At 65.2% G+C, this 12,826-nt stretch carries 19 protein-coding genes; 8 read left to right on the top strand and 11 right to left on the bottom strand.

Going from position 1 to position 12,826, the window contains the following annotated elements:
- The first annotated feature begins 187 nt into the window (after positions 1 to 187).
- The 3 genes from MOX01_RS08185 to MOX01_RS08175 are packed head-to-tail and all read left to right on the top strand — an operon-like array spanning position 188 to position 1,826.
- Complete coding sequence (locus MOX01_RS08185; protein WP_067115756.1) at positions 188 to 781, top strand: molybdopterin-dependent oxidoreductase; 594 nt, start codon at positions 188 to 190, stop codon at positions 779 to 781.
- A complete protein-coding gene (locus MOX01_RS08180; protein ID WP_024357643.1) occupies positions 781 to 1,539 on the top strand; it encodes a ferredoxin reductase in 759 nt (252 codons plus the stop codon). Before MOX01_RS08185 ends, MOX01_RS08180 begins: the two co-directional genes overlap by 1 nt.
- Entirely contained in the window at positions 1,539 to 1,826 is a 288-nt protein-coding gene (locus tag MOX01_RS08175) for a DUF6510 family protein (protein WP_024357642.1), read from the top strand. The genes MOX01_RS08180 and MOX01_RS08175 overlap by 1 nt, the downstream gene beginning before the upstream one ends.
- On the opposite strand, the gene MOX01_RS08170 is transcribed toward MOX01_RS08175, so the two are convergent.
- Complete coding sequence (locus MOX01_RS08170) at positions 1,796 to 2,434, bottom strand: TetR/AcrR family transcriptional regulator (protein ID WP_029746983.1); 639 nt, start codon at positions 2,432 to 2,434, stop codon at positions 1,796 to 1,798. The genes MOX01_RS08175 and MOX01_RS08170 overlap by 31 nt on opposite strands.
- Positions 2,435 to 2,834: 400 nt before the next feature.
- Between MOX01_RS08170 and MOX01_RS08165 the strand changes: the two genes are divergently transcribed.
- The gene (locus MOX01_RS08165) at positions 2,835 to 3,326 is read left to right on the top strand and encodes a hypothetical protein (RefSeq protein ID WP_024357640.1); all 492 of its coding nucleotides are present in this window, start codon (positions 2,835 to 2,837) and stop codon (positions 3,324 to 3,326) included.
- A complete protein-coding gene (locus MOX01_RS08160) occupies positions 3,326 to 4,078 on the top strand; it encodes a helix-turn-helix domain-containing protein (protein WP_067115754.1) in 753 nt (250 codons plus the stop codon). The genes MOX01_RS08165 and MOX01_RS08160 overlap by 1 nt, the downstream gene beginning before the upstream one ends.
- 2 nt (positions 4,079 to 4,080) lie before the next feature.
- On the opposite strand, the gene MOX01_RS08155 is transcribed toward MOX01_RS08160, so the two are convergent.
- From MOX01_RS08155 to MOX01_RS08130, 6 genes are all read right to left on the bottom strand, one after another.
- The gene (locus MOX01_RS08155) at positions 4,081 to 4,767 is read right to left on the bottom strand and encodes an RraA family protein (RefSeq protein ID WP_230977926.1); all 687 of its coding nucleotides are present in this window, start codon (positions 4,765 to 4,767) and stop codon (positions 4,081 to 4,083) included.
- A gap of 84 nt (positions 4,768 to 4,851) precedes the next feature.
- Positions 4,852 to 5,415, bottom strand: coding sequence for a peptide-methionine (S)-S-oxide reductase MsrA (gene msrA / locus MOX01_RS08150; RefSeq protein WP_020625394.1), 564 nt, complete (start codon positions 5,413 to 5,415; stop codon positions 4,852 to 4,854).
- On the bottom strand, positions 5,412 to 5,888 hold the full coding sequence (gene msrB / locus MOX01_RS08145) for a peptide-methionine (R)-S-oxide reductase MsrB (RefSeq protein ID WP_020625393.1): 477 nt from the start codon (positions 5,886 to 5,888) through the stop codon (positions 5,412 to 5,414). Before msrB ends, msrA (MOX01_RS08150) begins: the two co-directional genes overlap by 4 nt.
- A 126-nt stretch (positions 5,889 to 6,014) precedes the next feature.
- Positions 6,015 to 7,463, bottom strand: a complete 1,449-nt coding sequence (cysS, locus tag MOX01_RS08140; protein WP_067115747.1) for a cysteine--tRNA ligase — start codon at positions 7,461 to 7,463, stop codon at positions 6,015 to 6,017.
- A gap of 3 nt (positions 7,464 to 7,466) precedes the next feature.
- Positions 7,467 to 7,727, bottom strand: a complete 261-nt coding sequence (locus tag MOX01_RS19295) for a DNA glycosylase family protein (RefSeq protein WP_211368754.1) — start codon at positions 7,725 to 7,727, stop codon at positions 7,467 to 7,469.
- A 610-nt stretch (positions 7,728 to 8,337) separates the two neighbouring features.
- A complete protein-coding gene (locus MOX01_RS08130; protein WP_141369230.1) occupies positions 8,338 to 8,712 on the bottom strand; it encodes a VOC family protein in 375 nt (124 codons plus the stop codon).
- A 113-nt stretch (positions 8,713 to 8,825) separates the two neighbouring features.
- On the opposite strand from MOX01_RS08130, the gene MOX01_RS08125 reads away from it, so the two are divergent.
- Positions 8,826 to 9,227 (top strand): MarR family winged helix-turn-helix transcriptional regulator, encoded by a 402-nt coding sequence (locus MOX01_RS08125; RefSeq protein ID WP_211368756.1) that lies wholly within the window; start codon positions 8,826 to 8,828, stop codon positions 9,225 to 9,227.
- On the opposite strand, the gene MOX01_RS08120 is transcribed toward MOX01_RS08125, so the two are convergent.
- From MOX01_RS08120 to MOX01_RS08105, 4 genes are all read right to left on the bottom strand, one after another.
- A complete protein-coding gene (locus MOX01_RS08120; protein WP_067115735.1) occupies positions 9,217 to 9,570 on the bottom strand; it encodes a hypothetical protein in 354 nt (117 codons plus the stop codon). The genes MOX01_RS08125 and MOX01_RS08120 overlap by 11 nt on opposite strands.
- Positions 9,567 to 10,592, bottom strand: coding sequence for a helix-turn-helix domain-containing protein (locus MOX01_RS08115; protein WP_067115732.1), 1,026 nt, complete (start codon positions 10,590 to 10,592; stop codon positions 9,567 to 9,569). Before MOX01_RS08115 ends, MOX01_RS08120 begins: the two co-directional genes overlap by 4 nt.
- 45 nt (positions 10,593 to 10,637) lie before the next feature.
- Positions 10,638 to 10,898 (bottom strand): DUF5709 domain-containing protein, encoded by a 261-nt coding sequence (locus MOX01_RS19290; RefSeq protein WP_218028589.1) that lies wholly within the window; start codon positions 10,896 to 10,898, stop codon positions 10,638 to 10,640.
- Positions 10,899 to 11,092: 194 nt separating this feature from the next.
- Positions 11,093 to 11,629: a carboxymuconolactone decarboxylase family protein gene (locus MOX01_RS08105; RefSeq protein ID WP_067115726.1), complete on the bottom strand. Its 537-nt coding sequence runs from the start codon at positions 11,627 to 11,629 to the stop codon at positions 11,093 to 11,095.
- A gap of 253 nt (positions 11,630 to 11,882) precedes the next feature.
- Here MOX01_RS08105 and msrA (MOX01_RS08100) point away from each other — a divergent pair, with 253 nt between their 5' ends.
- Positions 11,883 to 12,383, top strand: a complete 501-nt coding sequence (gene msrA / locus MOX01_RS08100; protein ID WP_067115864.1) for a peptide-methionine (S)-S-oxide reductase MsrA — start codon at positions 11,883 to 11,885, stop codon at positions 12,381 to 12,383.
- Positions 12,384 to 12,407: 24 nt separating this feature from the next.
- A complete protein-coding gene (locus MOX01_RS08095) occupies positions 12,408 to 12,803 on the top strand; it encodes a GNAT family N-acetyltransferase (RefSeq protein ID WP_082914216.1) in 396 nt (131 codons plus the stop codon).
- Positions 12,804 to 12,826 lie beyond the last annotated feature (23 nt).

Raw genomic sequence — 12,826 nt, 5'->3', positions numbered from 1 at the left:
CGGGGGGGCGAGGTCGCCCGGTGGGGCGTCCTGTTCCACAGTGTGGTCGGCACAGTGGCCCGTTTTCACCCCGGGGACTCATCACCTGCAGTCATGGGCAAGTTCCGCGCAGGACCAGGCGATCAGCGAGAGAGCTCCCGCAATATCGTCGGTGGTGTACAGCCAGAGAAGACGGAAGGGGCGATGTATGTCGTTCACTACTCGCGGATTCGCGGGACGCCGGCGTGGACCCGATGATCAGCTCCCTCCGGGACAGACGCTGTTCGACAACTGGCCGGTGCTCACCGCCGGTCCCACCCCCTATGTCGATACCGAGACGTGGGATTTCGCCATCCTCGATGAGACCGGTACCGAGCATCACTGGAACTGGGAGCAGTTCCTGGCGCTCGGTGCCGAGGACATCACGGTCGACATCCACTGCGTCACGCACTGGTCCAAGCTCGACATGGCCTGGCGCGGGGTGAGCCTGGACAAGCTGTTCGAGAACGTCGAGACATCCCATGACTACGTCATGGCGCACTCCTACGGCGGCTACACCACGAATGTGCCGCTTGAGGATCTCCTGGATGGCAAGGCCTGGATCGCGACCGAGGCCGAAGGCGCACCGCTCGACGCAGAACACGGCGGGCCGGCACGTCTCCTGATCCCGCATCTGTACTTCTGGAAGAGCGCGAAGTGGGTCCGGGCATTGACGATGATGCCGACGAACGACCCTGGGTTCTGGGAGCAGAGCGGCTATCACATCTACGGTGATCCGTGGAAGGAAGAACGCTACTGGTGATGGAGCAGACCCGGCTCGCTCCGCTTCGCCCCCGCGTGAGGCCGTCGTGGTTCGTCGCCACGGTTTCGGAGGTGCGTCCAGAGACGCCGACTGCGGTTCGGCTGGTGCTCGATGTCCCGGGGTGGCCGGGGAGCGAGGCGGGCAGCCATCTCGATCTGCGACTGACCGCTCCGGACGGCTATCAGGCGACACGTTCGTATTCGATCGCATCCTCCGAGACGGGCGGAACGATCGTCCTCGCGGTCGATGAGCTGCCCGATGGCGAGGTGTCTCCGTTCCTCGTCCGTGAACTGCGCGTCGGTGACCAGCTCGAGGTCCACGGACCGCTGGGATCGTTCTTCCTCTGGCGCCCGGGACAGAGCCAGCGCCCCGTGCAGCTCATCGCCGGCGGGTCAGGTGTCGTGCCCCTCTACGCGATGGCGGCGTCTCATGCGGCCGCATCCGATCCCGTTCCGTTCCGGCTGCTGTACTCGGTGCGCACCCCGGAGGACGTCTACTTCCACCAGGAGCTCCTCGAGCTGTCGGACGGGTCGTTCGCCATCGACCTCGTGTACACGCGACGAGCGCCAGCCGGATGGCGGGAGCCGGTCGGACGGCTCACAGAATCGGCTGTCGCGGCGCGGACGCTCCCTCCGGAAGACCGCCCACGCATTTTCGTGTGCGGTTCGACAGGCTTCGTCGAAGCCGTCGCGCCCTGGCTCGTGAAGCTCGGCCATGCGCCGCAAGACATCCTCACCGAACGATTCGGAGGCCTATGATGACCAGCCACCTCGACGGGAACATCCTCGCCGGACCTCTCGCCCAGTTCCTCGTGCCCGATGCAACGATGATCGAAGGACGGTGCGGAGGTTGCGGGCGTATCGCGCCCCTTGGCGAGGCAGTCGTGTATCCGGACGCCCCGGGGCTGGTCGTGCGCTGCAAGACGTGCAGCCACGTGCTGGCGACGATCATCGACGCCGGTGAACGCCTCTTCCTCAGCTTCGCGGGGATGACTGCGTTCGCGATGAGGCGGGATCAGGCTGAGGAGTCGGTCTCAGTCGCGTAGGCCCCGAGTTGTGCGATAGCCATGTCGAGAGCGGCACGCATCGGATAAACATCTCGACTCGCCTTCGCCAGAAGATAACCTCCCTGCAGTGCCGATAGCAGCCCACTGGCAAGCGCTCGCGAGTCCGCATCGCTGCGCAACACGCCGCGTGTCTTCAGCCTCTCCACGGCATCGATCAGCATCTCCAGCCACTCATCGAAGTGGGCAGCGATCGCCCGGCGGGCATCCTCGTTGTGGTCTGCGATCTCGTTCGCCAGAGACCCGAGCGGGCACCCGTACGCGCCGTTGCGTAGCGCGTTGCGTTCGACGAGCTCATCCCGCCACAGCTCGAACCCACGTAGGGATTCCACCCGTCGAAGGCGCCGGCGCTGCTGCGTCAGGACGTCCTCCGCCCGGGTCTCGATGACTTCCTTCACGAGTGCGTCCTTGTCGGCGAAGTGCTGATAAACCTGAGACTTCGATGTCGCGCTGGCGGCTCGGACGTCGGCAAGGGTCGTCGCCGCAACGCCTCGCTCATACATCAGCTGGTTCGCTGCGTCGACGATACGCGCCCTCGTTGCCGCCCCTTTCGGCGTCAACCGGCGCGCACTCGTTCCGTCGGCAGTCACGCCTCCAGGGTAGTCTCCTCCGTCCGCAGGACTCGAAGTCGTCCGTCACGCGATGCCAGCCCGGCCGGCCCAGTGAAGTCCAGCGGAGCGGGACGCTCGCATCTCACACCTTCACAATAATGGATCTCGAAGTCCTTATCCAAGTCGACCCGAAACACCTAAGGCGATCCGAGCGCCCTGCTTTTCAGACCTATGACACCTCTCATCGATCGACGTCCGGCTCATACTTTGGTCTGGCGAGTCCTTTTCTGTCGTCGTAGGCTAGTGGTCATGATGTGCGGGAAGCCACGCGGCTCACGGATCTTCCGTGTGCGCGAGAACGTCCGAGCCGAGGGCTCGGTGCGGCTGCCCACGCGCGCCCGTCGAGAACGTTGCGCGCTCCGCAGGAGAGGGGCGTTCGGTGGACCTGCCTGTCAAGCTCGGTGACGCGCAAGAGTTTCTGATGCTCGTTCCCTCGCCTCTTGCGGAGCGGGTGGCTGAGGACGAGCGCCTGGTCGTGGCGGCCTATCGGTTTCGTAGGGGCCTGGGCATCCGGGCTCGACGGGCGTTGGCCTCACGCATCGAGCATGAGGTGACCGCCGCGCTGCACATCGTTCGGCCCGGAACGGTGGTGGTGGCGTTCGACGGTGCCGGCACGATGTCTCGAGCCCGAGTACACAGGTTGGCGACGGGCGTAGTCGGTGAGGTGAGCAGGAGCGCCACCAATCTCGTCGGCGCGGACACGACCGTGATTGGAGTCGTGGTGATGTCACCGGCCGAGCGAGATCTCGCCGCCGCGTGCGTGCGGCATGTCGCAGAGCAGCCACCGCACCGGGGCGACGGGCTCGTCTTTCACGCCAGCGACCTCCGCCGGGCGAACATCTATGAGCTGATCGAGGAAGCAGTCCTGTGATGACGGTCAGCTCTCCCCGTGGTCGCAGCGAGGACCACCTGTTAGTCATCTACCAGCGTCGGAACGCCTCGGTCCTGTCGCTGCAGGGGCGGGACGCTGAGCTGACCCCCGGGAGCATCGTCGTTGTCCCCCGCTCGACGGTGGAGAGCGCGATGCCCACCGAGGATGCCGATCGCATGATCGTCGAGGTGCCGTTGGGTGTGGTGGGGTTGACGGCGGATCAGGTCGCTGAGGTCTCGGGTGTCGACCTGCAGGAGCGGACCTCGCTGGCGGCGCTGCTGCGGTCCGTGCTCGGGGGCGTGATGGACTCCGAACTCAGCCTTCGCGACGAGGTCGACGTGTTCGCACCCGTCGCCGACCTGCTGAAAGTCACCCTGCTCAGCGCCCTCACTCCCGACCGCGCCACGACCCGGTATCCGCTGGCCGAGCAGATCGTCACCTACGTGCTCGACAACCTCACCGACCCCGGCCTCGGAGCCGCCAGGATCGCGAAGGACCTGCACGTGTCCGAGCGTCTGCTCTACGCAGAGATGTCCCGCGCGGACATCAGGCTCGCGCAGCTGATCCAATCCCAGCGCCTGCGCCGCGTCCGCGACGCCCTGACCGCACCGGCCACCATCGACGTCCCCATCGGCGTCCTCGCCCAACAGCACGGATTCGTCTCCGCCAGCCACTTCAGCCGCATCTTCCGCGAAGAATTCGGCACCACACCCCGCCAATGGCGCAACAACACCACGCCACCGGCACCGTGAGATCACCGCTCGCGTGTCAGGCCTCCGTTGCGACCTTCCCGCGCGATCAGGTCACGGGACGCGCTGTCGTCGGCGCGGATCTGATGGGCGGTCTCGAGCACTTCGTCGATGTCGCTGTCGGGGATGACGACGGCTCCCGATGAGTCGCAGAAGATGTACTGGCCCGGATAGATGCCCACTCCTTCGATGACGACGGGGATATTTGCCTGAAACGGCGTGACCACTGCTCCACCCCAGGCGACGGCCTCTCCCGAGCACCATGCGGCGAACGGTTCCGCGGCCAGTTCGTCGAAGTCGCGAAGGCGTCCGTCAGTTAGGACGCCGGCGAGGCCGACGTTGGTCGCACGGGAGAGCTTCGTTCCACCGGCGAGAGACGTCGAGCTGTGGCCGTTGCTGGCCATCACGAGGACCGTATTGCCGGGATTAGCTGCTGATCCGTCGACGGCCTGGTGGAACAGCCGTCCGAAGGTGTATTCCTCCGGGTCAAGTATGGCGTGGCAGGTCGGGAAGAAGGAGATCGTCGCGACGCGCCCGAACAGGATGCGTTCGGGTGTCGGGCTGACGAGCCCGGTGATATGGGCGCGGTGACGGTGCTTCCGGCCGAGCGCATCGGTCAGGTCTGCGCATGTGAGGACTGCGGCTGACGCTGCGCGACGTCGCTCCACCGCGTTGTCTTCATCTTCGTTCACGGTCGTTCCGCATCATTCCTCCGTCACTGATGACGTGGGGGCGCGCCACCGGCTCAGCGGTGGCACGCCCCCACGTGGACATGGTCAGACGGAAGCCTCGGTCGCCTGGATGCGGCGGGGCAGGACCCAGCCGGCACGAGGGTAGTGGCAGTTGTAGCCGTTCGGATACCGCTGGAGGTAGTCCTGGTGCTCAGGCTCGGCCTCCCAGAACGGGCCGGCGGGCTCGATCGTGGTGACAGCCGATCCTGGCCACAGGCCGGAGGCATCGACGTCGGCGATCGTCTCCTTGGCGACCTGCTCCTGCTCGGGGGTGAGCGGGAAGATCGCCGACCGGTAGCTGGTGCCGATGTCGTTGCCCTGACGGTTCAGGGTCGACGGGTCGTGGATCTGGAAGAAGAACGCCAGGATGTCCCGGTACGTCGTCTTCGATGGGTCGAAGACGATCTCCACGGCCTCGGCGTGGCCGGGGTGGTTGCGGTAGGTGGCGTGATCGTTCTGCCCGCCGGTGTATCCGGCGCGGGTGCTGATCACGCCCGGCTGCTTGCGGATGAGCTCGTCCACGCCCCAGAAGCAGCCGCCGGCCAGGACGGCCGTCTCGGTGCCGGGTGTGCGGGTGACCTCTCCGGTGTCGTGAATTCCACTGGTCATGATGCGTGCTCCTTCGTGGTCGTGGTGGTGGTCTCGAACAGTGAGCGGAACTCTCCATACCCCTCGGCCTCCAGGTCGGAGACGGGGATGAACCGCAGCGCGGCGGAGTTCATGCAGTAGCGCAGGCCGCCGGCGTTCGCGGGGCCGTCGTCGAAGACGTGCCCGAGGTGGCTGTCCGCCCCGGTAGAGCGGACCTCGGTGCGGGGCATCCAGAGGGATCGGTCCGTCTTCGTGTGGACGGCGTCAGCGACGACCGGCTTGGTGAAGCTGGGCCATCCGGTTCCGCTGTCGTACTTGTCGGTGGATGAGAACAGGGGCTGTCCGGAGACGACGTCCACGTACAGGCCGTCCTCGTGGTTGTCCCAGTACTCGTTGCGGAAGGCCGGCTCGGTGCCGTCCTTCTGGGTGACGCGGTACTGCTGGTCGTTGAGGCGGCTCAGGGCCTCAGAAGTCTTGCTGTAGTCGTGCGACACGATGTCCTCCTTGTTCGGCGCCGCTGGCTGCGGCGTCACTGTTGATAACGCCGGGGTGACGCGGTTTGGTCCCGTGAGCCTGGGAGTGGGCTGTGACTTCGAGAATCCTCCTGTTGTTGTTCCGGGCTATGAGGTACGGCCTTCGGTGAAGCCCCATGTCGTACCTGACTCGCTGTCGTTGAGCACGATCCCGGCGGCGTCGAGTTCGTCACGGATACGGTCTGCGGTGCGGAAGTCTCCGGCCGCACGTGCCTGGGCTCGCTGGTTGAGCGCCTGTGCGACCAGGGCCTCCACTGCGCGCTCGGCGTGCGGGGGTGTGGCCGTTGATTCGTCCCACGGGCTGTCGCGCGGGTTGATGCCGAGGACGCCAGTCATGGCGAGCACCGCATCCAGCGTGTCGGCACCGGCCCGCGCGTCGTGCTGGGCGAGGGCGGTGTTACCCCGCCTGACCTCGTCATGGAGGACCGCGAGTGCCGTGGGGATGTTGAGGTCCTCATCCAAGGCGTTTCGGAATGCGACCGGCAGCATCTCCGCGTCCGCCGTCCGCCTGGAGTGGTTGGTGCTCCGGGTGATGAAGTCTTCGATCCTGCGCATCGCCGCCGTGGCTGCTCGCAGGGCCGAGTCGGTCAGTTCCAGGTTCGACCGATAGTGGGCCGATCCGAGGTAGTAGCGCAGGTCGAGAGGACGCATGTGCTGCAGTAGATCGTCGAGGGGTGTCGCATTGCCGAGGGACTTGCTGATCTTGTCGCCGCTGGACGTGACCCAGCCATTGTGCATCCAGTAGCGCGCGAATCCGTATCCGGCGGCACGGGACTGCGCCTGTTCGTTCTCATGATGAGGAAAGCGCAGGTCGAGCCCGCCACCGTGGATATCGAAGCTCTCTCCCAGGTAGCGGAGAATCATCGTCGAGCAGCTCAGATGCCATCCAGGGCGTCCCGGCCCGTAAGGCGAAGCCCATGCTGCGCCCGCGGTACTCGCCGTTCCTGTCGCCGCATCCGAGAGAACCGACTTCCAGAGCGCGAAGTCGCGAGGGTCACGTTTCTCCGTCGCCTGATCGGTATGTTCGTCTCCGCGGAGAGTCCCGGTCTCCTGTGAGGTCAGAGACCCGTAGTCGGGCCATGATGAGACGTCGAAGTAGACGTCCCCCGCTTCCCCTCCCGCTCGGTACGCGTGGCCTCGGGCGATCAGCCGGTCAATGAAGGTAAGCATCTCGGCCGTGTGCCCTGTCGCGCGCGGCTCGATCGACGGCGGCAAGATGCCGATCATGCGATACGCGTCGGCGAACGCCCTCTCATGACGAGCCGCCCACGCCCACCATGGAACGCCCGCCGCCTGGCTCGCGACAAGGATCTTGTCGTCCAGGTCGGTGATGTTTCGCACCAGAGTCACGTCGAGATCGTGGCCGATCTGGAGCCATCGTCGCAGCTGGTCGAAGACCACTGCCGAGCGGAGATGACCGACGTGCGGCGGAGCCTGAACAGTCGGACCGCACAGATAGATGCCGACGTGGCCCGGTCGCAGGGGCGCGAACGTGCGCAGCGATGACGTTCCACTATCGAAGAGCCGTAACGTCATCGATCAGCCCATCTCACGGGTGCGCTGCTCTCGGAGCGCACGGAGGTGGACAGCGGCCCAGGAGCGGAAGGGGCGCCAGCGTTCCGCGACCTCCTCGAGCACCGAGTCGGGCCCGTACTGGTAGGAGATCTCGGCGTAGAGGCGGCGTTCCGCGCGCGGAAGGATGTCCTGGGCGTTGGCGCCGCGGATAAGGATGAGGTCCGTGGCGAACGGGCCGATGCCTGTCACCGCGAGCAGGTCGCGGCGAGCCGATTCTTCGGGCATTGCTCGGAGCCAAGGACCGTTGAGCAGTCCGGTGAGTGCGGCCTCTGCGACAGCCCGGAGATACTCTGGCTTCCGACCGGGTAGGTCTAGTTCTCCGGCGTCGATGGCGCGGATGAGCGCATCGGGCGCGGGAAAGGCCCCGTCGTTGCCGTGCGCGACGATAAGGTCGCGGCGGAGTCGGGCAGCGACTGGGACGCGAGTGCGCTGCGACAAGACACACCAGGCAGCGGCTTCGTACGGAGAATGGAAGCCGCACGGGCGATATCCGGGGAGAGCCCTTTGGGCGGTGGCGATGATCGGGTCGCGATCGCCGACGGCCGGCCATCCCCGCGCGTCCACATCGAGAGAGAGGAAGCGCCGCACCTGCTCAGCGGCTGCGGCCAGATCGCCCGGGCCGGACAAACCTATCTGGGCGCACTCCCGGCTCTGGGTGACCTGGGCGGACACAGACGTCCAGTCATGCTCGCTCACAAAGCGTGCGGAGAGGACGTCCGGATCACCGCCGGCCTCGATCGCGGTAGGGGTGAACTCTTCCCAGAACCGCTTGCTGGTGCGCAACGACCAAGGCCCGAGCACTGGGACCGAGAGGGTGTGCTGCGCCATGGTGGTGTTAGGCGCGGGCGTGAATGGTGACGACGTAGCCGTCGGGGTCTCGGAAAGAGAACTGCAGTCCGAACGGCCCCTCGAACGGTTCCTGCACGATCGGCACTCCCGCGTCGACGAGTCGTGCATGCACGCCTTCCGCGTCATCGTTGTGGAACCAGACGCCGATGCCGGCGCCGAGCTGAGGGATCGCGTCGAGATCCACGCCCGGGAACGGGTCGCGGATGGCGAACGCGGCACCTCCTGCGGAGAAGACGGTCGCTGCCGGGTTCGAGTCTGGGAGCCGCGTGAGTCCGACGAGCTTGTCGTAGAACTCCGCGGGGACGGCGCGGTCCCGCACCTGGAAAGAGACGAAGTCCGGGCCGGTGGTTGTTGCTGCCATGAGCAGGCTCCTGTTCTGTTCAATAACGCCAGTGTCAATATCCTGACACTCAGTGGAGTGTGTGTCAAACTATTGACATGGATGCATTGGACCGGAGCCCGGAGTCGCTGGGGGTGCTGATCAAGGAGACGCAGTCGCTCCTGAACCAGCGAATGGACGATCGGCTTCGCCCGCTCTCGCTGAGCGTGCCGCAGTACGCGTGCTTGACCGCCTTGCAGGACACGCCAGGTATCACGAGCTCCGAACTCGCCCGGCGCGCGTTCGTGTCTCGCCAGTCGATGAACGTGCTGCTGCAGGGACTGGAGAAGCGGGGACTGGTGACCCGCTCGAGTGATCCTGGGCCCAGGCGAGAACGGAGCGTGGTGCTGAACGACGCCGCAGAGCTCCTCCTCGAACGCGCGCATGAGGAAGTCTCCTCGGCTGTTCAACGCATGACCATGGAGGTCGAACCGGTGGAGCGCGCCCGTCTTTACGAGCTTCTGGCCCGTTGCCGAGACGCCCTGCTCATTCCTTGACGGCATTCTCAGGCCCGGGGAACTGGTACCGGCCGACGGCGGTGTAGGAGCCGCGGCGGAAGCGGAGACCAGCGATTCGCTCGTCTTCGACGAGCCAGCGCAGTTCGTAGCACGCTCGGTAGTCTGGCGGCCAGAAGGAGCAGAACTGCCCCCCTGCATCCACGTACCACTCCCCCAAGGTGGGTCTTCCGTCCTCGACGTACACGGTCTTGCCGTTCTCGGCGAATGCCTGCGTCGCCCCGTCCTCGTACAGGATCGATGCGGCCGTCAGCGCGCGAGGGATATCCGATGCTCGAACTTCCTCCGCGTCGATGACGGTGAGGTCAGACAGAGGCTCGTTCATCCGTACGTCTCCTCTGGTCTGATCTGCTGCGAGAGTTCCAGTCGGCTCTCGTCCTGGGTCTCCTCGAGGCGTGGTGTGGTGTTGTTGCGCCATTGGCGGGGGGTTGTGCCGAATTCTTCGCGGAAGATGCGGCTGAAGTGGCTGGCTGAGACGAATCCGTGCTGTTGAGCGAGGACGCCGATGGGGACGTCGATGGTGGCCGGTGCGGTCAGGGCGTCGCGGACGCGGCGCAGGCGCTGGGATTGGATCAGCTGCGCGAGCCTGATGTCCGCGCGGGACATCTCTGCGTAGAGCAGACGCTCGGACACGTGCAGGTCCTTCGCGATCCTGGCGGCTCCGAGGCCGGGGTCGGTGAGGTTGTCGAGCACGTAGGTGACGATCTGCTCGGCCAGCGGATACCGGGTCGTGGCGCGGTCGGGAGTGAGGGCGCTGAGCAGGGTGACTTTCAGCAGGTCGGCGACGGGTGCGAACACGTCGACCTCGTCGCGAAGGCTGAGTTCGGAGTCCATCACGCCCCCGAGCACGGACCGCAGCAGCGCCGCCAGCGAGGTTCGTTCCTGCAGGTCCACACCCGAGACCTCAGCGACCTGATCCGCCGTCAACCCCACCACACCCAACGGCAGTCGGAAGAAGTCCCCGATGACTCCTTCGTCGAAGGCGTGGACGTAGGGGCTCGTGCTCGGGTAAACGACGATGCTGCCCGGGGTCATCACGGTCTGGTCATCACCACGGCGCAACATCGACCGGTTGCCGCGCTGGAAAACCACGAACAAGGACTCGTCGTCGTCCGACATGATCATCCGCTGAGGACGCATAGCGAGGGCCGCCAGCGAGGGCACCGTCTTGACGGACAACGCTCTCAGCTGCCCAATGTCTTGGTACGACACGCTCACATGCGCCTCGCGGCCCTGCGGGTCGAGAGTCAGGTCTGTCTGAACGAGGTTCTCGCAGAGCATCGTACGGATCGTCTCCACGCGGTCACGTGGATCGACGCTGCGCGAGTCCCATGTCTGCTGCATCATTACAGCCTCCGCCGTTCTCCCGGGCTTCCCCGGTCTGATTCCAGACTATTGCCGGTCATAGTCGCCCTCGTCAATGACGACATGGATAGCTGCCTCCTCGGCGGAGGCGGCGCCGTTATCGATGCCGATGTCGGAGGCCCAGAAGTCGGAGGATGGGTCTGGGTTGCCGGGTTCGGTCCAGATCAGCCGTCCAGCGCGTACCGATCCGACCTGGTCGTCAAGGATCTCGCCGTCCGTGCCGATGATGTCGCCGATCCCGTCGCCCATCGGCTCTTCGGGTTCGTGCTCCGGCACCTCACGCGCCAAGCGAGCCGCCAGCGGTTCTCGAGTACGTGCTTCGCGTGCGGTGAATCCCCACGACAGTTCGGATGACCGCCGCTCCGGTGGAGAGTATCCCGGGCCGTCGTCATCAGAGTCTTCGCCGAGAAGATCCGAGTCGAGGCTCTCATCCGGCGGAAGCAGATCGAACTCGATGTCCTGCCCGCTGACCGATCCATCAGTCATGATGGGTTCCCTTTCTTTCCCCCGGCGCCTGGTCTATCGGCGTCACGTGCAGGCTCTTCGTCACCGGGTGATATCACCGGTACGGCGCCCTGCGCGAGCTTCAGCCGCGTCCACACGTTCATGTTGATGACGACGGCTGCGATCTCCGCGATCTCACGCTCATCGAAGAACACCGTCAGTCCTTGATGCATTTCATCGAAGTGCTCGTGCTCGTAACGTGTCAGCGCTTCGCAGTACGCCAGTGCAAGTGCTTCGGAACCGGAGAACATCGTGCTCTGCCGCCAGCTCGCCAGGTGCGCGACCATCGCCGCGCCGATGCCTACCTCCACGGCGATACGCGTGTGCAGGATCAGGCAGTACGAGCACGGATTGATCTGAGCAACCCGCAATCGGAGAAGAGCAGCTAGGCGATCACCGATCGACAACTTTGCCGTGTACCCGAACCCCGCAGCCATCTGCTTCGCAAGCTCATGGAAGTCAGAGAGATCCGGATCAAAGCGCACATTCTCGAAATCGATCTGCTCTGATATCACGATCTCTCCTCACCGTAGGGCACGGTTCGCTGGCTTGCCGGAGTTCCGACGCCTCCTCCGACGGTAGATCCGCTTCTCTGCCCCGTGTGGCCTGCCCCTGCAGAGAGCTGTCTTCTCCCTGCAACCGCCCGCCCCGCTTTCGAACGCGGCAGGTCGCGGACATTACGCTGCACAGCCAGGCCACCTGGACAGCACCCGGCTCCGTATCGTGACCCGAAGGGGCGTGCTGCCCGCCGTGAAGAGAGAGAAGACGATGCCGACCTCGAGAGTGATCCTCGCCAGCGGCTGCTTCTGGGGAGCCCAGGAGCTCTTCCGCTCACTCCCGGGCGTCGTGAGCACCCGCGTCGGATACTCCGGCGACGACGACACCCCCAACGCGACCTACCGGGATCACGGGGATCACGCAGAAGCCCTCGAAGTGATCTATGACCCCTCGATCATCCGATTCCAGATACTGCTGGAGTTCTTCTTTCAGATTCACGATCCCACCACTCGGAACCGTCAGGGAAACGACATCGGGCGCAGTTACCGATCAGCGATCTTCACGACGACCGAGGGACAGAGGAAGGTCGCCTTCCACGTGATCGAAGCGATCAACGCTTCCGGCCGCTGGCCAGGAAAAGTCGTGACAGAGGTGGGCGAAGCCGGCTCGTTCTGGGAGGCCGAACCCGAACACCAGGACTACCTGCAAAAGCACCCCAATGGCTACTCGTGCCATTTCATCCGACCCGACTGGGTACTACCGGGCCGCTGACCGAGATCTCGCGATAGGAGAGACATGAAACATCCCGACGGAATGATCGGCTTGACCGCGACCGACGCCGACACTGACCTCCCGGCTGCATCCTCGGACGCAGCCGAAGACTTCGTCATCACTGAGAACGTCGAGTCCGAGCTGTACGAAGCGACCGTGAACGGCAAGCTCGCCGCCGGCCTGCTCTACAGCAGAACCGGCGACCGGGTGCTTCTGCTCGCGACGTCCGTGTTCCCCGAGTTCCGCGGAAAGGGAGTCGCGGCGCGACTCCTTGGAGGCGTCCTCGACCGTCTCCGCGAGGACAAGAAGACCGCGACGGTCTCGTGCCCCTTCGCCGCCGCGTACATCCGCGCTCATCCGGAGTATGCGGACGTCGTCGACACGCGATTCCCCGGCAACCCCCACGGACACCACCACTGATCATCATGCGCACAAGAGGAGAA

The sequence above is a fragment of the Microbacterium oxydans genome (assembly GCF_006540085.1).
Taxonomy (GTDB): Bacteria; Actinomycetota; Actinomycetes; order Actinomycetales; family Microbacteriaceae; genus Microbacterium; species Microbacterium oxydans.
This window is presented reverse-complemented; position numbering and strand designations above follow the sequence as displayed.

Bases quoted from the DNA above. Each gene is read 5' to 3' on its own strand.
- MOX01_RS08095 (WP_082914216.1), top strand. From the start codon at position 12,408: ATGAAACATCCCGACGGAATGATCGGCTTGACCGCGACCGACGCCGAC.
- MOX01_RS08130 (WP_141369230.1), bottom strand. From the start codon at position 8,712: ATGGCAGCAACAACCACCGGCCCGGACTTCGTCTCTTTCCAGGTGCGG.
- MOX01_RS08160 (WP_067115754.1), top strand. From the start codon at position 3,326: ATGACGGTCAGCTCTCCCCGTGGTCGCAGCGAGGACCACCTGTTAGTC.
- cysS (WP_067115747.1), bottom strand. From the start codon at position 7,463: ATGACGTTACGGCTCTTCGATAGTGGAACGTCATCGCTGCGCACGTTC.
- MOX01_RS08185 (WP_067115756.1), top strand. From the start codon at position 188: ATGTCGTTCACTACTCGCGGATTCGCGGGACGCCGGCGTGGACCCGAT.
- MOX01_RS08180 (WP_024357643.1), top strand. From the start codon at position 781: ATGGAGCAGACCCGGCTCGCTCCGCTTCGCCCCCGCGTGAGGCCGTCG.
- MOX01_RS19295 (WP_211368754.1), bottom strand. From the start codon at position 7,727: ATGCCCGAAGAATCGGCTCGCCGCGACCTGCTCGCGGTGACAGGCATC.
- MOX01_RS08115 (WP_067115732.1), bottom strand. From the start codon at position 10,592: ATGATGCAGCAGACATGGGACTCGCGCAGCGTCGATCCACGTGACCGC.
- MOX01_RS08175 (WP_024357642.1), top strand. From the start codon at position 1,539: ATGACCAGCCACCTCGACGGGAACATCCTCGCCGGACCTCTCGCCCAG.
- msrA (WP_067115864.1), top strand. From the start codon at position 11,883: ATGCCGACCTCGAGAGTGATCCTCGCCAGCGGCTGCTTCTGGGGAGCC.
- MOX01_RS08120 (WP_067115735.1), bottom strand. From the start codon at position 9,570: ATGAACGAGCCTCTGTCTGACCTCACCGTCATCGACGCGGAGGAAGTT.
- msrA (WP_020625394.1), bottom strand. From the start codon at position 5,415: ATGACCAGTGGAATTCACGACACCGGAGAGGTCACCCGCACACCCGGC.